Origin of the sequence: Streptomyces hawaiiensis, assembly GCF_004803895.1 — a bacterium.
GTDB classification, from domain to species: Bacteria; Actinomycetota; Actinomycetes; order Streptomycetales; family Streptomycetaceae; genus Streptomyces; species Streptomyces hawaiiensis.
On record NZ_CP021978.1, the window covers coordinates 1,171,741 to 1,190,278 of the forward strand.

Annotated in this window: 19 protein-coding genes; 5 read left to right on the plus strand and 14 right to left on the minus strand. The window is 71.8% G+C overall.

Annotated features, from left to right (window positions below):
* Nucleotides 1-102: 102 nt before the first annotated feature.
* The 3 genes from CEB94_RS05440 to CEB94_RS05450 form a co-directional block, all read right to left on the minus strand.
* Nucleotides 103-516 carry a VOC family protein gene (locus CEB94_RS05440; protein WP_175431077.1) on the minus strand — a complete coding sequence of 138 codons (414 nt, stop codon included), beginning with the start codon at nucleotides 514-516 and terminating at the stop codon, nucleotides 103-105.
* Nucleotides 517-526: 10 nt separating this feature from the next.
* On the minus strand, nucleotides 527-970 hold the full coding sequence (locus tag CEB94_RS05445) for a helix-turn-helix transcriptional regulator (protein ID WP_175431078.1): 444 nt from the start codon (nucleotides 968-970) through the stop codon (nucleotides 527-529).
* Nucleotides 971-1,555: 585 nt separating this feature from the next.
* Nucleotides 1,556-2,509 (minus strand): ROK family protein, encoded by a 954-nt coding sequence (locus CEB94_RS05450; protein WP_175431079.1) that lies wholly within the window; start codon nucleotides 2,507-2,509, stop codon nucleotides 1,556-1,558.
* 214 nt (nucleotides 2,510-2,723) lie between these two features.
* On the opposite strand from CEB94_RS05450, the gene CEB94_RS05455 reads away from it, so the two are divergent.
* Together CEB94_RS05455 and CEB94_RS05460 are read left to right on the plus strand one after the other, a co-directional pair.
* Nucleotides 2,724-3,788 carry a LacI family DNA-binding transcriptional regulator gene (locus tag CEB94_RS05455; RefSeq protein WP_175431080.1) on the plus strand — a complete coding sequence of 355 codons (1,065 nt, stop codon included), beginning with the start codon at nucleotides 2,724-2,726 and terminating at the stop codon, nucleotides 3,786-3,788.
* A 7-nt stretch (nucleotides 3,789-3,795) separates the two neighbouring features.
* A complete protein-coding gene (locus CEB94_RS05460; protein ID WP_175431081.1) occupies nucleotides 3,796-4,611 on the plus strand; it encodes a hypothetical protein in 816 nt (271 codons plus the stop codon).
* Here CEB94_RS05460 and CEB94_RS05465 read toward each other — a convergent pair.
* Nucleotides 4,557-6,782 carry a serine/threonine-protein kinase gene (locus CEB94_RS05465; protein ID WP_175431082.1) on the minus strand — a complete coding sequence of 742 codons (2,226 nt, stop codon included), beginning with the start codon at nucleotides 6,780-6,782 and terminating at the stop codon, nucleotides 4,557-4,559. The two genes, CEB94_RS05460 and CEB94_RS05465, sit on opposite strands and share 55 nt — an antisense overlap.
* A 156-nt stretch (nucleotides 6,783-6,938) precedes the next feature.
* On the minus strand, nucleotides 6,939-8,240 hold the full coding sequence (locus tag CEB94_RS05470) for a DUF6986 family protein (RefSeq protein WP_175431083.1): 1,302 nt from the start codon (nucleotides 8,238-8,240) through the stop codon (nucleotides 6,939-6,941).
* A 194-nt stretch (nucleotides 8,241-8,434) separates the two neighbouring features.
* On the opposite strand from CEB94_RS05470, the gene CEB94_RS05475 reads away from it, so the two are divergent.
* On the plus strand, nucleotides 8,435-9,340 hold the full coding sequence (locus tag CEB94_RS05475) for an endonuclease/exonuclease/phosphatase family protein (RefSeq protein WP_175431084.1): 906 nt from the start codon (nucleotides 8,435-8,437) through the stop codon (nucleotides 9,338-9,340).
* Between the two features lie 57 nt (nucleotides 9,341-9,397).
* Here the strand turns inward: CEB94_RS05475 and CEB94_RS05480 are convergent, their stop codons facing one another.
* The 4 genes from CEB94_RS05480 to CEB94_RS05495 all read right to left on the minus strand — a co-directional run bounded on the left by CEB94_RS05480 (nucleotide 9,398) and on the right by CEB94_RS05495 (nucleotide 12,414).
* Nucleotides 9,398-10,360: an electron transfer flavoprotein subunit alpha/FixB family protein gene (locus tag CEB94_RS05480; protein ID WP_175431085.1), complete on the minus strand. Its 963-nt coding sequence runs from the start codon at nucleotides 10,358-10,360 to the stop codon at nucleotides 9,398-9,400.
* A gap of 57 nt (nucleotides 10,361-10,417) precedes the next feature.
* Complete coding sequence (locus tag CEB94_RS05485; protein WP_175431086.1) at nucleotides 10,418-11,206, minus strand: electron transfer flavoprotein subunit beta/FixA family protein; 789 nt, start codon at nucleotides 11,204-11,206, stop codon at nucleotides 10,418-10,420.
* Between the two features lie 219 nt (nucleotides 11,207-11,425).
* Nucleotides 11,426-11,917 (minus strand): flavin reductase family protein, encoded by a 492-nt coding sequence (locus CEB94_RS05490; protein WP_175431087.1) that lies wholly within the window; start codon nucleotides 11,915-11,917, stop codon nucleotides 11,426-11,428.
* Between the two features lie 83 nt (nucleotides 11,918-12,000).
* Nucleotides 12,001-12,414: a thioredoxin family protein gene (locus tag CEB94_RS05495; protein WP_175436900.1), complete on the minus strand. Its 414-nt coding sequence runs from the start codon at nucleotides 12,412-12,414 to the stop codon at nucleotides 12,001-12,003.
* A 78-nt stretch (nucleotides 12,415-12,492) separates the two neighbouring features.
* Between CEB94_RS05495 and CEB94_RS05500 the strand changes: the two genes are divergently transcribed.
* Together CEB94_RS05500 and CEB94_RS05505 are read left to right on the plus strand one after the other, a co-directional pair.
* Complete coding sequence (locus CEB94_RS05500; RefSeq protein ID WP_175431088.1) at nucleotides 12,493-12,909, plus strand: DUF4395 domain-containing protein; 417 nt, start codon at nucleotides 12,493-12,495, stop codon at nucleotides 12,907-12,909.
* A 186-nt stretch (nucleotides 12,910-13,095) separates the two neighbouring features.
* Complete coding sequence (locus CEB94_RS05505; RefSeq protein ID WP_175431089.1) at nucleotides 13,096-13,824, plus strand: lysophospholipid acyltransferase family protein; 729 nt, start codon at nucleotides 13,096-13,098, stop codon at nucleotides 13,822-13,824.
* An 18-nt stretch (nucleotides 13,825-13,842) separates the two neighbouring features.
* On the opposite strand, the gene CEB94_RS05510 is transcribed toward CEB94_RS05505, so the two are convergent.
* The 5 genes from CEB94_RS05510 to CEB94_RS05530 all read right to left on the minus strand — a co-directional run bounded on the left by CEB94_RS05510 (nucleotide 13,843) and on the right by CEB94_RS05530 (nucleotide 18,486).
* A complete protein-coding gene (locus CEB94_RS05510) occupies nucleotides 13,843-14,544 on the minus strand; it encodes a B3/B4 domain-containing protein (RefSeq protein WP_175431090.1) in 702 nt (233 codons plus the stop codon).
* 12 nt (nucleotides 14,545-14,556) lie between these two features.
* The gene (locus tag CEB94_RS05515; protein WP_175431091.1) at nucleotides 14,557-15,129 is read right to left on the minus strand and encodes a transglutaminase domain-containing protein; all 573 of its coding nucleotides are present in this window, start codon (nucleotides 15,127-15,129) and stop codon (nucleotides 14,557-14,559) included.
* A gap of 101 nt (nucleotides 15,130-15,230) precedes the next feature.
* A complete protein-coding gene (locus CEB94_RS05520) occupies nucleotides 15,231-16,301 on the minus strand; it encodes a threonine aldolase family protein (protein WP_175431092.1) in 1,071 nt (356 codons plus the stop codon).
* Nucleotides 16,298-17,047 (minus strand): SDR family NAD(P)-dependent oxidoreductase, encoded by a 750-nt coding sequence (locus CEB94_RS05525; protein WP_175436901.1) that lies wholly within the window; start codon nucleotides 17,045-17,047, stop codon nucleotides 16,298-16,300. The genes CEB94_RS05520 and CEB94_RS05525 overlap by 4 nt, the downstream gene beginning before the upstream one ends.
* A gap of 41 nt (nucleotides 17,048-17,088) precedes the next feature.
* Nucleotides 17,089-18,486, minus strand: coding sequence for a DUF6421 family protein (locus tag CEB94_RS05530; RefSeq protein WP_175431093.1), 1,398 nt, complete (start codon nucleotides 18,484-18,486; stop codon nucleotides 17,089-17,091).
* Nucleotides 18,487-18,538: the final 52 nt, after the last annotated feature.

Consider the following 18,538-nt stretch of genomic DNA (forward strand, 5'->3'; position numbering starts at 1 on the left):
CGCCGGTGCCGAGGGGCGGCGCGGGGGATGCGGGACCCGTACGGCCACTGTGTGGCCGTACGGGGATCCCGCGGGGTGACGCGTCGTGCTGTGGGGCTGCTCCTACGCCTTCAGCTGCTGGATGCGGACCATGTTGCCCGCGGGGTCGCGGAAGGCGCAGTCGCGCACGCCGTAGGGCTGGTCCACCGGCTCCTGGACCACCTCGGCGTCGCCCGCCTGCACCCGCTCGAAGGTGCCGTCGACGTCGGTGGTGGCCAGGACGATGCTGGCGTAGGTGCCCTTGGCCATCATCTCGGCGATGGTGCGGCGTTCGTCCTCGGTGATGCCGGGGTCGGCGGCCGGCGGGTGCAGCACGAGGTTCGTGCCGGGCTGGCCGGCGGGGCCGACCGTGATCCAGCGCATGCCCTCGTATCCGACGTCGTTTCTGACTTCGAAGCCGAGGGTGTCGCGGTAGAACGCCAGGGCGGCGTCCGGGTCGTCGTGCGGAAGGAAACTGGCGTGAATCCGAAGGTCCATGGCTCTCACGCTAGTTTCGGCCCGGGACGGGCGCTTCTCGATTCCTGATCGGTCTGGTCACCTGCTTCGCCACGCACGACGGAATGCCCGCCGTCGCGCGCGCCGCCTCGCGCCGGTAGGCACTGGGCGGCATGCCGACCAGCTCGGTGAAACGGGTGCTGAAGGTACCCAGCGAAGCGCAGCCGACCTCGAAGCACACCTCGGTGACGCTGAGGTCGCCCCGGCGCAGCAGCGCCATCGCGCGCTCGATGCGCCGCGTCATGAGATAGCTGTACGGCGACTCCCCGTACGCCTGGCGGAACTCGCGGCTGAGGTGCCCGGCCGACATGTGCACGCCCCGGGCGAGCGCCTCGACGTCCAGAGGCTTGGCGTGCTCCCGGTCGATCCGGTCCTTGACGCGACGCAGCCGGGCGAGGTCGCGCAGGTGTTGCGCCGAGGCGGGTCTGCTGCTCACAAGCGCGATCGTGCCACATCACACGGACACGCGGTCGATTTCCGGCTATCCCGGACCAGCCCGGCCATCCGATGGCGTCGGCCGGTGACGGAGCCGGTACGGCAGCCGGCCCCGGCCCCCGGAACCCACGCAGCCGACCTCGACCGCCTCCGAGGAACCGGGTGCCGAACCCCCGAGATCGGCCCGCACTCAGCCCGGCAGGTGGCGGTTCGGGGCCTTGGCCCGCTCCTCGTGCTCCGGGAGGACGACGACCTCCACCCTGTGGGCTTCGCCGCCCCCGGCGCCTTGCTCGTCGCCCGCCGGCACCGGCCCCTGACGACTGCGTCCGCGACCGCGACCGCGACGAGGACCCCCTGCACGCGCGCGTGGTGCTGCTCCGCGACCGCCCCATCGGCGGCCTCACCCCCGCCCCCGGCGCCCGCGCCCACGCGGGCGGTTTCGGCAGCCTCCGGCGGGCCTCAGGCCGGAAACCCGCGCAACCGCACCCGGCAACCCCCGCACAGGCCCGCGCCCCAGCGCCCCGCACGCCCGCACGCCCGCACGCCCGCAGGCTGAACGTTCCTGCCGGATCGGCCGGGGGCGGTCTCACACCCCGGCCGCCGCCGCGTCCGTCCGCTTCGCCAGTGCTGCCGCCGCCGCGCCCACCAGCCCGGCGTCGGTGCCCATCTGCGCCGGCACCACGGTCAGGTGCCGGACGAAGGACAGCATCGCGTAGGTGCTCAGGGCCTTGCGCAGGGGCTCGAAGAGGATGTCGCCCGCCTTGCCCACTCCCCCACCGATCACGGCGATGTCGATCTCCACGAGGGTCGCGGTCGCGGCGATTCCGGCAGCCAGGGCCTGGGCGGCCCGCTCGAAGGAGGCGACGGCGACCGGGTCACCGGACCGGGCGGCGTGGGCCACCGCGGCGGCCGACGTGTCCCCGCCGGGACCGGGCCGCCAGCCGTTCTCCAGGGCGCGCCGGGCGATGTTGGGGCCGCTCGCGATGCGCTCCACGCAGCCGTGCGAGCCGCACGGGCACAGATCGCCGTCGAGGTCCACGCTGATGTGCCCGATGTGGCCCGCGTTGCCGGTGGGCCCGGTGTGCAGCCGGCCCCCGAGCACCAGGCCACCGCCGACGCCCGTGGAGACGACCATGCACAGGGCGTTGTCGTGGCCGCGGGCGGCGCCCTGCCAGTGTTCCGCCGCCGTGATCGCCACACCGTCGCCGATCAGCTCGACGGGCAGGTTCCCGGCGGCGGCCCGAACCCGGGCGACGAGCGGGTAGTCGCGCCAGCCGGGTACGTTCACCGGGCTCACCGTGCCCGCGGAGGCGTCCACGGGCCCGGCACTGCCGATCCCGACGGCCGTGGCGCGCTCCCACAGCGGCGACGTGGTGAGCTCGCCGAGCACCTCCTCCACGGCCCGCATCACGGTGTCGCCGTCCTCCCGGGCGGGCGTCGGCCGCTGGGCGCGGACCAGGATCCGGCCGCGGCCGTCCACCAGAGCGCCGGCGATCTTGGTGCCGCCGATGTCGAGCGCGGCCACGAGGTCGGTGTGCATCAGAGTCGGATCTCCCCGTCGGGCATGAGAAAAACACCGAGAAAGGCCATCAAGCCGAGAATGGCCGTCAAGCAGGGCAAAACAGCAGACCGGTCCCGCGACGGTGCGTGGGGCCGGAGATTGCGATGGACAGTCTCCCCCGAGCCTGACAACGTTGTCCAGGCTCTATGCTCGACGCCACATCCTCATACAAACCCAGGATCGACGCACCCCCGTGGACGACAGGACAGGACACCGCACCGTGCCCCAGACCCCCCTCCGATCCGCAACGCGCTACGGAACCCGGCCGACCATGAAGGACGTAGCGGCACGCGCCGGAGTCGGCCTCAAGACGGTCTCCCGTGTCGTGAACGGGGAGCCGGGGGTCACCCCGGAGACGGAGCGGCGGGTCCAGGAGGCGATCGACGCCCTCGGCTTCCGCCGCAACGACAGCGCGCGGGTGCTGCGCAAGGGCCGCACGGCGAGCATCGGCCTGGTTCTGGAGGACCTCGCGGACCCGTTCTACGGGCCCCTGAGCCGCTCGGTCGAGGAGGTGGCCCGCGCGCACGGCGCCCTGCTGATCAACGGCTCCAGCGCGGAGGACCCCGACCGAGAGCAGGAACTGGTGCTGGCCCTGTGCGCGCGGCGGGTGGACGGGCTGGTGGTGATCCCGGCCGGCGACGACCACCGGTATCTGGAGCCCGAGCTCAAGGCGGGTGTCGCCACCGTGTTCGTGGACCGTCCGGCCGGGCACATCGACGCCGACGTGGTCCTGTCGGACAACTTCGGCGGCGCCCGCGGCGGCGTCGCCCACCTCATCGCGCACGGGCACCGCCGGATCGGCTTCATCGGCGACATGCCCCGCATCCACACCGCCGCCGAGCGGTTGCGCGGCTACCGGGCCGCGATGGAGGACGCGGGCATACCGGTGGCGGGTTCCTGGATGTCCCTAGGCGTCACCGACCCCGAGCGGGTGCGCAGGGCGGCCGAGGAGATGCTGAGCGGCCCGGACCCGGTCACGGCGATCTTCGCGGGCAACAACCGGGTGACGGTCACCGTGATCCGGGTGCTCGCCGAGCAGGCCCGCCGTGTCGCCCTGGTCGGCTTCGACGACATCGAGCTCGCCGACCTGCTCCAGCCGGGCGTCACGGTCGTCGCCCAGGACGCGTCGGACATCGGCCGCACCGCCGCGGAACGCCTCTTCCGGCAGCTGGACGGCGCCCTCGTCACACCCGAGCGCATCGAGCTGCCGACGCGGCTGATCACCCGCGGCTCGGGCGAGATCCCCCCGGCGGACTGAGCGGCCGATGGACGACGCCGCCGATCGCACGCTGCGAGCACTGGGCCTGGCCGAGGCGCCGCGCGAGCATCCCCTGCTGTATCCGGGCGCGTGGCCCGCGGATTCCGGGCTCCTCGACGGGGACCGCTTCCTGCCGCTGGAGCAGCTGGTGTACGAGGACCGCACCCCGGTCATCGCCATCGGCTCCAACGGCTGCCCGGGGCAGTTGCGGCACAAGATGACGGAGTTCGGGATCGGGTCGCCGCTGCCGATGGTGCGGGCCCGGGTGACCGGTGTCGACGCCGGTGTCTCCGCGCATGTGAGCCGCATGGGGTACGTGTCGGCCTCACCGGTCGGCGCCCCGGACACCGTGCGGGAGCTGTTCGTGCTGTGGCTCGACGCCGAGCAGCTCGCGGTGATCGACGCGAGCGAGGGCGTACCGGTGCCGGGCGGCAACTTCGACCGGGCCTGGCTGCCGTCGTCCGATGTCCGGATCGACCTCGCGGACGGCACCCGCCTGCCCGGGGCGTACGCCTACGTCAACCGGCACGGTGTCCTCCACGACGGCACGGGCACTCCGCGCACGCACCCGGGCGAGCGGGAGCTGCTGACCGAACTCCTGGTCGGACTGCCGGGCTTGCGGGAGCTGTTCGGTGTCGTGCCCGAGGAGTTCTGTGCGCGGGCCCGCGGGGACCGGCGGCTGTGCGAGCGGGGCACGCGGCTGTTCATCGAGGAGAAGCTGGTGACGGCGTCCGGTCTCGAGCGGTACGTGGCTGCCTCGGCGCGGATTCAGCAGAGCGGGAGCCCGGGGACCGGCGTGTCGTTGTCGCCGCCCTTGATGTAGACGTCGCTGACCCAGACGTTCGTGTTGCCGCTGTCGTCGTCGGTCTTCGCCCACCAGACGTTGGTCCACTCCCCTGACGTTTCCCGGCGGCCCAGGTTCTGCTGGCAGTAGAAGTAGTTGGTGCCCGCCTTGAGGATGCCGACCTTGGTGCCGGAGGCGGTGTAGGAGTCAGCGGTCTTCCAGACCTGGCAGTTGTATTTGCCGCCGCCGATGGCGTGGCAGGCCGGGGCCGGGGCCGGGGTGGTCGAGCCGCCGCCTGTCGTGGCGCCGCCTCCGGAAACCCCGCCCGAGGTGCCGCCGTCCGATGTCCCTCCGGTGGTGTCTCCGGTGGTGCCGGAGGTGCCGCCGCCGGTGGACTTGGCAGGGGCCGAGTCGGTCGCCCGGCCGGTGGGCTCGGGGTCCTTCTGGTCGCGGGGCTTCGAGGACGGGGTCTTGCCCTTGTCGTCGGCCTGTTGCGTGGCTCGCGGGGCGTTCGAGCCGTCGTCCGCGCCACTGGGCTCGGGGGACCCGGCATCCGCACGGGCGGCATCGGTCCGCGCGCCCGTCTCCTTGCCGCCGGAGTCGCCGAGCAGGGCGACCGTGGTACCGGCGGCGGCGAGGACGACGGTGACGGCCGCGGCCGCGAGCAGGACGCGAGCCTTGCGGCGGGGCGCCGCGCGGTCGGCGATCACCGGGACGGTGGCAGCGGAGGCCTCGTGGGCGGCGCTGCGGGCGCCGACCGGACCGAAACCCTGGGGCCCGGCCCCTGGATCCTGCGGGCCGGGTCCGGCATGCGCGGGGTGGCCGTGGCCTGCGTGCGCGGGGTGGCCAGGGCCTGCATGCCCGGGGCCTGCGTGCGCGGGGTTCCCAGGGCCCGCGTGCGCCGGGCTCCCGGACCCCGCGTGCGGCGGATTCCCGGACCCCGCGTGCGCCGGATTCCCGGGATGCCCCGGGTTCCCGGGCCCCGCATGCCCGGCGCCTGCGTTCTCAAAGTGCCCAGGGCCCGACCCCTGCGCGCCGGGACCCGACCTCTGCGCACCCGGGCCCGCCGGCGGGACCTGGCCGGCTCCCGGGCCCCGCACGCCGGAGCCTTGCGGCGCGGGGTGGCCGGGGTCGGAGTGCCCCGGGCCGCCGTCGCCCGCGGCCCCCGCCACCCCGGCCGCCCCGAACGCTGCCGCCGTGCCGAAGCCCGGTGTGCGCGGGCCCTCTTGAGGTCCGCCGGTGTCCTGCTGCGGGGGCCCGAACCCCGGCGGTATCGACGGGACGCTGCGCTCCGTCTCCGCGCGCGGGGGCGAGACCGCGGGGCCCCGCAAAGGAGAGGTCGGCGCGTCCGTGCCGCCGTCCGCGACGGCCTGGAGCAGTTCGCGGGCGTGGTCGGCCTCCGGGCGGGACTCGGGGCGCTTGTCCAGCAGTCGCTGGAGGACGGGCGCGAGGGGGCCGGCGCGGCGGGGCTCCGGCAGCGGCTCGGTGACGATCGCGGTGAGCGTGGAGAACGTGGACGTGCGGCGGAAGGGCGAGGCGCCCTCGACAGCCGCGTAGAGCGTGGCGCCCAGGGCCCAGATGTCGGAGGCGGGACCCGGGTCGGCGCCCTGGGCGCGCTCGGGGGCCAGGTAGTCCAGGGAACCGACGAGTTCGCCGCTGCGCGTGAGGTGCGTGGCCGAACCGTCCCCGGGATCCTCCATCGTGGCGATGCCGAAGTCGGTGAGGACGACCCGGCCCGAACGGTCGAGCAGGATGTTGCCCGGCTTCACGTCCCGGTGCAGGACGCCCGCGCGGTGGGCGGCGGCCAGCGCGTCCATGACCTTCGCGCCGATCCCGGCCGCCTCACCCGAATCCAGCGTGCCGCGCTCGCGCAGGACGTCGTCCAGGGATGGCCCGTCGACCAGTTCCATGACGATGATCGGGCGCCCGTCGACCTGGGCGATGTCGTGCACGGCGATGACGCCGGGGTGGCGCACCCGGGCAGCCGCACGCGCCTCGCGCCGCATCCGCAGCTGCAGATCGGCCAATTCGGGACCGGCCGCGTCGGTGTAGGTGCGCAGTTCCTTGACCGCGACCTCGCGGCCGAGGACCTCGTCGACGGCCTTCCAGACGACGCCCATGCCGCCACGCCCCAGCGCCGCCGTGACGCGATAGCGGCCCGCCAGCAGCCGTCCGGCCCCGTCCGACTGCCCGTACTCCCCCGTTGACACCGCTGCCCCGTTCCTGTGACCCCACCGCGGATACGCCGACGACCCACACCCTCGGCGCGTGGCGTAAAGACTACGGGGCGGCGGTGACGGCGAAAGCCGCCGGCGACGGCTGTGACAGGGCCGGTACGTGCCGGCCGGTACGTCGTACGGACGCCGTCAGGCGGAGGCCGTCAGATCCCCGCGCCGGGGCGCCGCGAAGCTCTCCAGGTCCGCCCGGGTCAGGCCGGCCAGGCGGGCGACCTCCCCGATGTCCAGGGCGCCGCAGTCCAGGCCGCGCAGCAGGTAGCCGCTGAGGGCCTTGGCGGTGGCGGGCTCGTCCATGACGTCGCCGCCGGTGCGGTTGGCGTAGCGGGACAGGCGGGCGGCGGCCTGCTCGAAGCCCTCGCGGTAGAAGGCGAAGACGGCCGCGTAGCGGGTGGGGATGTGGCCGGGGTGCATGTCCCAGCCCTGGTAGTAGGCGCGGGCCAGGGCGCGGCGGGTGAGGCCGTAGTGCAGCCGCCAGGCGTCGTGGACCTTCGCGGTCGGACCGACCGGCAGGACGTTCGTCGAGCCGTCCGAGACGCGTACGCCGGTACCGGCCGCGGCGACCTGCATGACGGCCTTGGCGTGGTCCGCGGCGGGGTGGTCACTGGCTTGGTGGGCGGCGGAGACGCCGAGGCAGGCGCTGTAGTCGAAGGTGCCGTAGTGCAGGCCGGTGGCGCGGCCCTCGGCGGCCTGGATCATGCGGGCGACGGTGGCGGTGCCGTCGGCGGCGAGGATGGACTGGCTGGTCTCGATCTGGATCTCGAAGCCGATCCGGCCGGGCTCGAGGCCGTGCGCCTTCTCGAAGGCGTCCAGCAGCCGTGCCATGGCGGTGACCTGCTCGGCGTACGTCACCTTCGGCAGGGTGAGCACCAGCCCGCCGGGCAGGCCGCCGGCCTCGATCAGTCCGGTGAGGAAGATGTCGAGGGTGCGGATGCCCCGGGCGCGTACGGGCGCCTCCATGCACTTCATGCGGATGCCCATGTACGGGGCGGCGGTGCCGTCCTCGTAGGCCTCGGCGACGATCCGGGCGGCGCGGGCGGCGGCCTCGTCCTCCTCGGCGTCGGGGCGGTTGCCGTAGCCGTCCTCGAAGTCGACGCGCAGGTCCTCGATCGGCTCGCGCTCCAGCTTGGCGCGCACGCGCGCGTGGACGGGCTCGGCGAGTTCCTCGGAGAGACCGAGGACGGCGGCGAAGGACGCGGCGTCCGGGGCGTGTTCGTCGAGGGCGGCCAGCGCCCGGTCGCCCCAGGAGCGGACGGTGTCGGCGTCGAAGGCGTCGCCGGGTACGTAGACGGTGTGGACGGGCTGGCGGGTGCCGGGGTCCCCGGGGTAGCGGCGCTCCAGCTCCGCGTCGACCGGCGCGAGGGAGGCGCTGATCTCCTCGCTGACCGCGCCCGCGAGGCTCGTCGCCACCTTCTCCTGCTGGCCCTGACCCATTCCGAGACCCTCCTCTTTTCCGCTGTACGGAATCAACAATCCGTAGAGCGAAGTTATCGGCCGACCTTCGGCCTGGTCAACACCGTCTTGAAGTGGGGTTCCCCATCCTTCACCCTTGGTCACTGCCGACCCGACCTCATCTTCCGTATCCAGAAGGCAAGCTTCATCCTGACGTGCAAGGGGAGGGAGACCACGTGCCGAACGAGGTCGGAGTGACGCGCCGCCACGGGCTCAAGGCAGCGGCGGCCGCCGCCATCGCAGGACCACTGCTCACCACCGCGGGCCCCACGCAGCCCGCTTCCGCCGGCGAGCACCCGGGCGCCCTGGACGTCATGACGTTCAACGTCCGCTTCGGGACCGTCGTCGACAAGACACCGCGCTGGGCCGTGCGCCGACCGGTGATGCGAGAACTGCTGCGCCGCGAGCGACCGCACGTCATCGGCACCCAGGAAGGGCTCTACCGGCAAGTGCGCGCGATCGAGAAGGACCTCGGCGGGCACTACGACTGGATCGGCACCGGACGCGGGGGCGGGAGCAAGGACGAGTTCATGGCGGTCTTCTACGACACGCGCAGACTCGAGCCGATCGAGTTCGATCACTTCTGGCTGTCCGACACCCCGTACACGATCGCCTCGAACACCTGGGACGCGGACTGGCTGCGCATGGTGACCTGGGTCCGTTTCGCCGATCTCGGCGACGGGGGACGGGAGTTCTACGTCCTCAACACCCACCTGGACAGCGTCAGCCAGTACGCCCGGGAACGCTCGGCGGGGCTCATCGGCGAGACGGTCGCCGCCTGGGACCGGTCGTTACCGGTCATCGTCACCGGCGACTTCAACGCGGCCGCCCACGACAACCGGGTGCACGACCTCATGCTGGACATCGGACTGGTGGACGCCTGGGACACGGCGGCCTCGCGGGGTCCGGCGTACGGGACGCACCACGGCTATCGGGCGCCCAGGCCCGGCGGGCGGCGCATCGACTGGATCCTCACCACGCCCGGCGTGACCACGCACTGGGCCGGGATGAACACCTTCAGCAGGGACGGGACGTATCCGAGCGACCATCTGCCGGTGCAGGCCTCGATGACCCTGGGATGAGAAGAGGCCCCCGTGACCGTTCGCGCGGTCACGGGGGCCTTCCACAGCCGGAATCGATCAGCCCTTGCGGGTCTTGATCTCCTCGGTCAGGGCCGGGACGACGTCGAAGAGGTCGCCGACGACGCCGTAGTCGACGAGGTCGAAGATCGGAGCCTCGGCGTCCTTGTTGATCGCCACGATCGTCTTCGAGGTCTGCATACCGGCGCGGTGCTGGATGGCGCCGGAGATGCCGTTGGCGATGTACAGCTGCGGCGAGACGGACTTGCCGGTCTGGCCGACCTGGTTGGTGTGCGGGTACCAGCCGGCGTCCACCGCGGCGCGCGAGGCACCGACGGCGGCACCGAGGGAGTCGGCGAGCGCCTCGATGATCGCGAAGTTCTCCGCGCCGTTGACGCCACGGCCACCGGAGACCACGATCGCGGCCTCGGTCAGCTCCGGACGGCCCGTCGACTCACGCGGCGTACGGCCGGTGACCTTGGTGCCGGTGGCCTGCGCGGAGAAGGTCACGGACAGGGCCTCGACCGCGCCGGCGGCCGGGGCGGCCTCGACGGCGGCGCTGTTGGGCTTGACCGTGATGACCGGGGTGCCCTTGGAGACACGGGACTTGGTGGTGAAGGACGCGGCGAACACGGACTGCGTGGCCACCGGACCGGAGTCGCCGGCCTCCAGGTCGACGGCGTCGGTGATGATGCCGGTACCCAGACGCAGCGCCAGACGCGCGGCGATCTCCTTGCCCTCGGCGGAGGACGGGACCAGCACGGCAGCCGGGGACACGGCCTCGTGTGCGGCCTGGAGGGCGTCGACCTTCGGTACGACCAGGTAGTCGGCGTACTCCGCGGCCTCGTGCGTGAGGACCTTGACCGCGCCGTGCTCGGCGAGCGTGGCGGCGGTGTCACCGGCGCCGTTGCCCAGCGCGACGGCGACCGGCTCGCCGATGCGGCGGGCCAGGGTCAGCAGCTCCAGGGTGGGCTTGCGGACGGCGCCGTCCACGTGGTCGACGTAGACGAGAACTTCAGCCATGGGACTTCTTCTCTCCTGCTTGCGAAAGATGAGGGACGGATCGCGACTGCGTCGGGCCTAGATGAACTTCTGGCCCGCGAGGTACTCGGCGAGCTGCTTGCCGCCCTCGCCCTCGTCCTTGACGATCGTGCCCGCGGTGCGGGCCGGGCGCTCGGTCGCGCCGTCGACCGTGGTGTAGGCGCCCTCCAGGCCGACCTCCTCGGCCTCGATGTCGAGGTCGGACAGGTCCCAGGACTGAACCGGCTTCTTCTTGGCCGCCATGATGCCCTTGAAGGACGGGTAACGGGCCTCGCCCGACTGGTCGGTCACGGACACGACCGCGGGGAGGGAGGCCTCCAGGTTCTCGGAGGCGGCGTCGCCGTCGCGGCGGCCCTTGACCGTGCCGTCCTCGACGGAGACCTCGGAGAGCAGGGTGACCTGCGGGACGCCCAGGCGCTCGGCGAGCAGCGCGGGCACGACGCCCATGGTGCCGTCGGTGGAGGCCATGCCGGAGACGACCAGGTCGTAGCCGGCCTTCTCGATCGCCTTGGCCAGGACCAGGGAGGTGCCGATGGCGTCGGTGCCGTGGATGTCGTCGTCCTCGACGTGGATCGCCTTGTCCGCGCCCATGGACAGCGCCTTGCGCAGGGCGTCCTTGGCGTCCTCGGGGCCCACCGTCAGAACGGTGATCTCCACGTCGTCGTCGGAGTTCTCGGAGATCTGCAGCGCCTGCTCGACCGCGTACTCGTCGAGCTCGGAGAGCAGACCGTCCACGTCGTCCCGGTCGACGGTCAGGTCATCGGCGAAGTGCCGGTCGCCAGTGGCGTCGGGCACGTACTTCACAGTGACAACGATCCTCAAGCTCACGCCGGCTCTCCTACTGCATCGTCATTTCCATGCTGCCTACTTGCAGGCAGCATAGGCGCCTCTAGCGTCCGATCCCGGTCGGGGCGACCCACGCCCCGAGCGAAATATTACTCGTCAGTACACCCAGTTCGTTCCCGCTAAGCAAGCGCTTTGAACTGTGACCTTCGCAACGCAGCGTAACCGGAACTCGACGGTCACGCAGCCGGGGGGATGCCCGGCTCAGTCGCGCAGACGCTGGAATCGTCCCTGGTGGTAGAGGAGCGGACGGCCGGTGCCGGTGGGGTCGCCGTGCACGACCTCGGCGAGCACGATCCGGTGGTCACCGGCGGGCACGCGCGCGACGACGCGGCCCACCAGCCAGGCGAGCACGCCGTCGAGGACGGGAACGCCCTCGGGCCCTTCCCGCCAGGCGGTGGGCGGGCCGAAGCGGTCGGCGCCGCTGCGGGCGAAGGTGGCGGCCAGCTCCTGCTGGTGCTCACCGAGGACGTGGACACCGACGTGGTCCGCCGCCGCGATCGCGGGCCAGCTGGAGGCGCCGGTACCGATCCCGAAGGACAGCAGGGGCGGCTCGGCGGAGACGGACGTCAGGGACGTCGCGGTGAATCCCACCGGACCCGCCTCGCCACGAGCGGTGATGACGGCGACTCCCGCCGCGTGCCGCCGGAAGACCGAGCGCAGGAGGTCGGGCGTGGCGAGAAGATCCGCAGGCATGGGGTCAGGCTGACGATAACCGGGACGCGCAGTCAAGCTCGTTCCGTGATGTGGGAGATGGCTCACTGGCGGCGTCCCGCCCGTCACACCGCTTCCCCGAGCGCGGCGATCACGTCGGCCTTGCGCGGCTGCCCCGTGGCCCGCCGCACCACCCGGCCGTCGGCGTCCAGGACCAGCACGGTCGGGGTCTTGAGGATGTCCAGCCGCCGTACGAGGTCCAGATGAGCCTCGGCGTCGACCTCGACGTGGGTCACGCCCGGCACCAGGCCGGCGACCTCGCCCAGGACCCGCCGGGTTGCCCGGCAGGGCGCGCAGAACGCGCTCGAGAACTGCACGAGCGTGGCCCGCTCGCCGAGTTCCGCGCCCAGTTCCGCCGCATCGAGCCGCTTGCCGTCGTCGCGCCCGCGCACCCGCACTCTCCCGCTCCGCCGCCGTTGCAGCACTCCGTAGGCGCTCGCCGCCGCGAGCACCACCACGCACACCACCAGTCCGGTCATCATCTGCTGCAAGCGTTCACGAGACCGCAAAGATTCCCGCCACCGCAATCCGGCCATCCTGCGGAATGCTTGGTTCCCATGGACATCGATGTGAGGGGGCCGCGTTTCGGCGCGGCCGTCACGGCCGCCGTCCTGGCGGCCGTTCTGGTCACGGGGAACGCCTGGCTGCTGGCCTGGCAGACGCTGGCCTTCCTGCTCGGCGCGGCGGGCGGGGTCGGCCGCTCCCCGTACGGCCTGCTGTTCGCCAGGGCCGTACGGCCGCGGCTCGGGCCGCCGACGGAGTTCGAGGCGCCCGAACCGCCGCGATTCGCCCAGGTGGTGGGGCTGCTTTTCGCCGGATTCGGTCTCGTGGGCTACACCCTGGGGCCCGGCTGGCTGGGACTCGCGGCGACCGGCGCCGCGCTCGCAGCCGCCTTCCTGAATGCGGCGTTCGGGTACTGCCTGGGCTGCGAGTTGTACCTGCTCGTGCGGCGGGTGACGGTCCGCGCGGAGTAATGGGGACGCAAAAGCACGAGGTGGGAACCGGCGAGTGACGTGACGAGAATCTCGCCGCCGCCGGGCACGAGGACTGGCTACCCGGCCGTTCTTCGGGCACGATCTGCGACAAGCCGTAAACCTACGGCTGCGTAACTTCCACTGGGAATCCCTTCCCAGGCAGAGCAGGAAGGGTCCGACCCGCCCATGGCAGAGCTCGTCTACCGTCCCGTCGTCGGTTTCGCCCGCACGCTGTTCAAGGTGTGGGATCTCAAGATCGACCTTCAGGGTTCGGAGAACATCCCGCGCTCGGGCGGCGCCGTGCTGGTGAGCAATCACATCAGCTACCTGGACTTCGTCTTCGACGGCCTGGCGGCGCTGCCGCAGAAACGTCTCGTGCGTTTCATGGCGAAGGAGTCCGTCTTCCGGCACAAGATCTCCGGTCCGCTGATGCGCGGGATGAAGCACATCCCCGTGGACCGCAAGCAGGGCGAGGCGGCCTACGCGCACGCCCTGGACTCGCTGCGGTCGGGCGAGATCATCGGGGTCTTCCCCGAGGCGACCATCTCGCAGTCGTTCACGCTGAAGAGCTTCAAGTCGGGTGCCGCGCGCCTGGCGCAGGAGGCCGGCGTGCCGCTGATCCCGATGGCGGTGTGGGGCACGCAGCGGCTGTGGACCAAGGGCCACCCGCGCAACTTCAAGCGCAGCCACATCCCCATCACGATCCGGGTGGGCGAGGCGATCGAGGCCTCCCGCGACAAGTACGCGGGCGCCATCACGCGGCAGTTGCGCGAGCGCGTCCAGGAGCTCCTCGAGGCGGCACAGCGCGCCTACCCCGTCCGCCCCAAGGGCCCGGACGACACCTGGTGGATGCCGGCCCACCTCGGCGGCACGGCCCCGACGCCGGAGCAGGTGCGGGCAGCCGAGGCGCACTGACGCCCGCCCGGCCGGCTCTCAGGCGGAGGACTGCGGAGCACGGACGGCGATGTCCGCTCCCGGGCTGAACCTCGCCAGCAGTTCGGCGAGTTCCGCAGCGGCCGCCGACACCTCGGCGACCGGCATCGGAGCCAGGCTTTCCAGCAGGAAGATGCCCGATGCCGTCTGCTCGGTGAGCCGGGTGCGCGGGCCCTGGCGCCAGTTCCAGCGGCGGCAGGTCACGCCCGCGTCGTCGCGCCACACCACTTCGCCCGCGTCGGGGTGCTCGATGGTCTCCTCGCCCCCGGCGACGGTCACGAAGTCCTCTTCCCCCGTGGCGCGGATCAGGCGCATGCCGCCCTCGATGCGGTCGACGTCCTCGCCGCCGACGGGGATCAGGTGGGCCACGGAGATGGCGTTGTAGAGGTCGACGAGCAGGTTGACGCGGGGCAGCCCGGCCTCCGAGAGGGCCCGTTTGGCCAGCGCCTCCGCGGAGTTGCGGGTGCGGGACGGCTTCGAGCCGAACGCCGTGTAGGTCTCGCGCCATGCGGCCATGTGCGGGTCCTCGTGTGGCGCCCGCCCGTCCAGCCGTACGGCGAGCCGGCGTGCCGCTTCGTCCAGCAGCGCCGAACCGGCGTCACTGCTCGGGCCGTTGACCAGGCCGTGCGCTTCGATCGCGACGTGGGTGAAACCGGGCGCGAGGGCGCGTACGTCGTCGGACACGGTCAGCGTGAGCGTCATGGTCGCCTTGCCTCAGAGTGCGGTGGGGAGCGTCTGCCAGAGGTGCGGCCGGTCGCGAGCCGCCGTGAGGGCGTCCAGTACGACCGGATGCGGTGCAGCATACAAGACTGGATAGTCCAGTTCATTGGACGCGGGATCGGGCAGGAAGGCGAGCCGCTCACCGTCGAGGGAGAACTGGGCATCGACACCGGGCTTGTTGCCCCGGGGGTCCTGCCGGTGCCAGCCCCCGTTGAACCGCACGGCGACGAGCCCGTGCACCTCGTCGAACTTCTGGTAGCACAGCGCGGTGGGGATGTCCTCGGCCCGCAGCAGCGCGGCCAGCGCGTGGGCCTTGGCGTAGCAGATGCCGGTGCGCTGCTCCAGGACGTCGGAGGCACGCCAGGTGACGCGGAGATCGCCGGAGTCCTGTGAGTGCGGGATGGTGTCGCGTACGAATTCGAAGGCCACCCGCGCATATTCATACGAGTTAGCCGCCCCGTCGGCGAGCTTCGCCGCTGTCTCGCGCACGAGCGGGTGGTGATGGTCGATCGCCTCATCGGCGGCCAGGTAGGCCGAGAGGTCGGGAGTTTCCTGGATCAGCTGCATGCGGCAGAGCGTAGGGCGAGACCCTCTCCGGGGCAATCGATTTACGCTCTACCGCATACTTATGCGCATCGGAGGTCTGCGGATGGTCGGCGACGACGGCCCTAGCGGGCCATCTCCTCCTTCAGCGCCGCCAGGAACGCGTCCACGTCGTCCTCGGTCGTGTCGAAGGCGCACATCCAGCGGACGTCGCCCGCGGCCTCGTCCCAGAAGTAGAAGCGGAACCGCTTCTGGAGGCGCTCGCTCACGTCGTGGGGCAGGCGGGCGAAGACCGCGTTGGCCTGCACCGGGTAGAGGATCTCCACACCGTGCACGGCCCGCACGCCCTCGGCGAGGCGCTGGGCCATCTCATTGGCGTGACCGGCGTTGCGCAGCCACAGGTCCCGGGCGAGCAGGGCCTCCAGCTGCACCGACACGAAGCGCATCTTGGAGGCGAGCTGCATGGACAGCTTGCGCAGGTGCTTCATGTGGCTGACGGCGTCCTGGTTGAGGACCACGACGGCCTCGCCGAACAGCGCGCCGTTCTTCGTGCCGCCCAGGGAGAGGATGTCGACGCCGGCGGCGTTGGTGAGCGTCCGCATCGGGACGTTCAGGGTGGCGGCGGCGTTGGCCAGCCGGGAGCCGTCCAGGTGCACCTTCATGCCGTGCGCGTGGGCGTGCTCGCACAGGTCCCGTATCTCCTCCGGCGTGTAGACCGTGCCCAGTTCGGTGGCCTGGGCGATGGAGACGACCTGCGGCATCGCCCGGTGCTCGTCGTCCCAGCCGTACGCCTGCCGGTCGATCAGCTCGGGCGTGAGCTTGCCGTCGGGCGCCGGAACGGTCAGCAGCTTCAGGCCGCCGACCCGCTCCGGGGCCCCGCACTCGTCGACGTTGATGTGCGCGCTCTCGGCGCAGATCACCGCGCCCCAGCGGTCGGTGACCGCCTGGAGCGCCACGACGTTCGCGCCGGTGCCGTTGAAGACCGGGAACGCCTCGGCCGTGGGTCCGAAGTGGCTGCGGATCACCTGCTGGAGGTTCTCGGTGTACGCGTCCTCGCCGTACGCGACCTGGTGCCCGCCGTTGGCCAGGGCCAGGGCGGCGAGGACCTCCGGGTGGGCCCCGGCGTAGTTGTCGCTCGCGAAACCGCGGACCTCGGGGTCGTGATGACGGCGGGCGTCGGTCTTCGGCGGGTTCACGGCTTCTCGGTGAGCCACAGACGGTTTCCGTTCACTTCGGCGGCGGGCTTCTCCCAGACCTTGGTGATGGCTTCGGCCAGGTCCTTGACGTCGGTGAAGCCCGCGAACTTCGCGTTGGGTCGATCGGCGCGCATCGCGTCGTGGACCAGTGCCTTCACCACCAGGATCGCAGCAGCCGACGTCGGCCCCTCGGCGCCCCCGGCCTTGCGGAAGTAGTCCGCCATTGCCAGCGTCCACGCCTCGGCCGCCGCCTTGCCGGCCGCGTACGCGGCGTTGCCCGCGGTGGGCTTGCTGGCGCCCGCGGCGCTGATCAGCACGTACCGGCCGCGGTCGCTGCGCTGCAGCGCCTCGTGGAAGGCCAGGGAGGTGTGCTGCACGGTGCGCACGAGCAGCATCTCCAGGAAGTCCCAGTCGTCGAGGCTGGTCCGGGTGAAGGTCTCGCTGCCGCGCCAGCCGCCGACGAGGTGGACCAGGCCGTCGACATGGCCGAAGTCCTTCTCGACGCGGGTGGCCCAGTCGCGGGTGGCCCCCAGGTCCAGCAGATCGACCGTGTCACCGGTGACGGTGGCGCCGCCGGTCGCATAGCTCGCCGCGTCGACCGCCTCCGCCAGCCGTTCCGGATCGTTGTCCGAGCCGATGACGGTCGCGCCCGCCTCGGCCAGCCTGAGCAGTGCGGCCCGGCCCGCGGGTCCTCCCGCTCCGGCCACCGCGATCACCGCGCCGCTGAGCGCCCCGTTCCCCGCCATGGTCTTCGCCTCCTGAGCAGTGTTCTCGCTTCGCCGATCGCTCACGCGGCGATCCGCTCGGCGTCGTCCGCCGTGATGCCCTTGGTGGAGGCGATCACGTTCTTCAGCTTCTTGGACAGTGCCTCATAGAACATGCTCAGCGGAAACTCGTCCGGAAGCACGTCATCGACGAGTTTGCGCGGCGGCTGCGTCGTGTCCAGCGCCTCGGGGCCCTTGGCCCACTTCGAGCCCGGGTGCGGGGAGAGATAGGTGGAGACCAGCTCGTACCCGGCGAACCAGTGGACGAGCTTGGGGCGGTCGATGCCGTCGCGGTACAGGTCCTCGATCTCGGCGCACAGCTGGTTGGTGACCTGCGGGGCGCGCTCCCAGTCGATGGTGAGCTTGTTGTCGGTCCAGCGGACGACGTCGTGCTTGTGCAGGTAGGCGAAGAGAAGCTGACCGCCGAGGCCGTCGTAGTTGCGCACCCGCTCGCCGGTGACCGGGAAGCGGAACATGCGGTCGAAAAGGACCGCGACCTGCACGTCACGGGCCTGCGGGACGCCCTCCCCGGCCAGCTTCACCGCCTCCTTGAAGGCGGTGAGGTCGCAGCGCAGCTCCTCCAGGCCGTACATCCAGAACGGCTGGCGCTGCTTGATCATGAACGGGTCGAAGGGCAGGTCGCCGTGGCTGTGGGTGCGGTCGTGGACCATGTCCCACAGGACGAACGCCTCCTCGCAGCGCTTCTGGTCGTGGACCATCGCGGCGACGTCCTCGGGCAGCTCCAGACCCAGGATGTCGACGGCGGCGTCGGTCACCCGGCGGAAACGGGCGGCCTCGCGGTCGCAGAAGATGCCGCCCCAGGTGAACCGCTCCGGGGCCTCGCGCACGGCGATGGTCTCGGGGAACAGGACGGCCGAGTTGGTGTCGTAGCCGGCCGTGAAGTCCTCGAACGTGATGCCGCAGAACAGCGGGTTGTCGTAGCGGGTGCGCTCCAGCTCGGCCAGCCAGTCCGGCCAGACCATGCGCAGCACGACCGCCTCGAGGTTGCGGTCCGGGTTGCCGTTCTGCGTGTACATCGGGAAGACGACGAGGTGCTGGAGGCCGTCCGCGCGGCTCGCGGCGGGCTGGAAGGCCAGCAGCGAGTCGAGGAAGTCGGGCACCTGGAAGCCGCTGTCGGCCCACCGGGTCAGGTCCTTGACCAGGGCCTCGTGATAGGCCTCGTCGTGCGGGAGCAGCGGGGAGAGCTCCAGGACGGCGTCGGCGACCTGGCGGACCGCGAGCTCGGCGTCGGCCGGGTCGGGTGCGCCCTCGGCGTCGAAGTCGATCGACCCGTCCTTGGACTGCCATGGCCGGATCCGCTCCACGGCATCCTTGAGCACGGGCCATGCCGGGTGCTCCACCACCCTGGCCACGGGAGGAAGACCTTCCTCCGAACCCACCTGCACAAGAATTTCCGTCATGTCCCACCTTCCACGGGAGAATCTCACGTATGCAGACCGTATACACACGAGG

Bases quoted from the DNA above. Each gene is read 5' to 3' on its own strand.
- CEB94_RS05490 (WP_175431087.1), bottom strand. From the start codon at position 11,917: ATGCCTGCGGATCTTCTCGCCACGCCCGACCTCCTGCGCTCGGTCTTC.
- CEB94_RS05440 (WP_175431077.1), bottom strand. From the start codon at position 516: ATGGACCTTCGGATTCACGCCAGTTTCCTTCCGCACGACGACCCGGAC.
- CEB94_RS05460 (WP_175431081.1), top strand. From the start codon at position 3,796: ATGGACGACGCCGCCGATCGCACGCTGCGAGCACTGGGCCTGGCCGAG.
- CEB94_RS05495 (WP_175436900.1), bottom strand. From the start codon at position 12,414: ATGACCGGACTGGTGGTGTGCGTGGTGGTGCTCGCGGCGGCGAGCGCC.
- CEB94_RS05450 (WP_175431079.1), bottom strand. From the start codon at position 2,509: ATGCACACCGACCTCGTGGCCGCGCTCGACATCGGCGGCACCAAGATC.
- CEB94_RS05530 (WP_175431093.1), bottom strand. From the start codon at position 18,486: ATGACGGAAATTCTTGTGCAGGTGGGTTCGGAGGAAGGTCTTCCTCCC.
- CEB94_RS05470 (WP_175431083.1), bottom strand. From the start codon at position 8,240: ATGGGTCAGGGCCAGCAGGAGAAGGTGGCGACGAGCCTCGCGGGCGCG.
- CEB94_RS05505 (WP_175431089.1), top strand. From the start codon at position 13,096: ATGGCAGAGCTCGTCTACCGTCCCGTCGTCGGTTTCGCCCGCACGCTG.
- CEB94_RS05500 (WP_175431088.1), top strand. From the start codon at position 12,493: ATGGACATCGATGTGAGGGGGCCGCGTTTCGGCGCGGCCGTCACGGCC.
- CEB94_RS05510 (WP_175431090.1), bottom strand. From the start codon at position 14,544: ATGACGCTCACGCTGACCGTGTCCGACGACGTACGCGCCCTCGCGCCC.
- CEB94_RS05525 (WP_175436901.1), bottom strand. From the start codon at position 17,047: ATGGCGGGGAACGGGGCGCTCAGCGGCGCGGTGATCGCGGTGGCCGGA.
- CEB94_RS05515 (WP_175431091.1), bottom strand. From the start codon at position 15,129: ATGCAGCTGATCCAGGAAACTCCCGACCTCTCGGCCTACCTGGCCGCC.
- CEB94_RS05480 (WP_175431085.1), bottom strand. From the start codon at position 10,360: ATGGCTGAAGTTCTCGTCTACGTCGACCACGTGGACGGCGCCGTCCGC.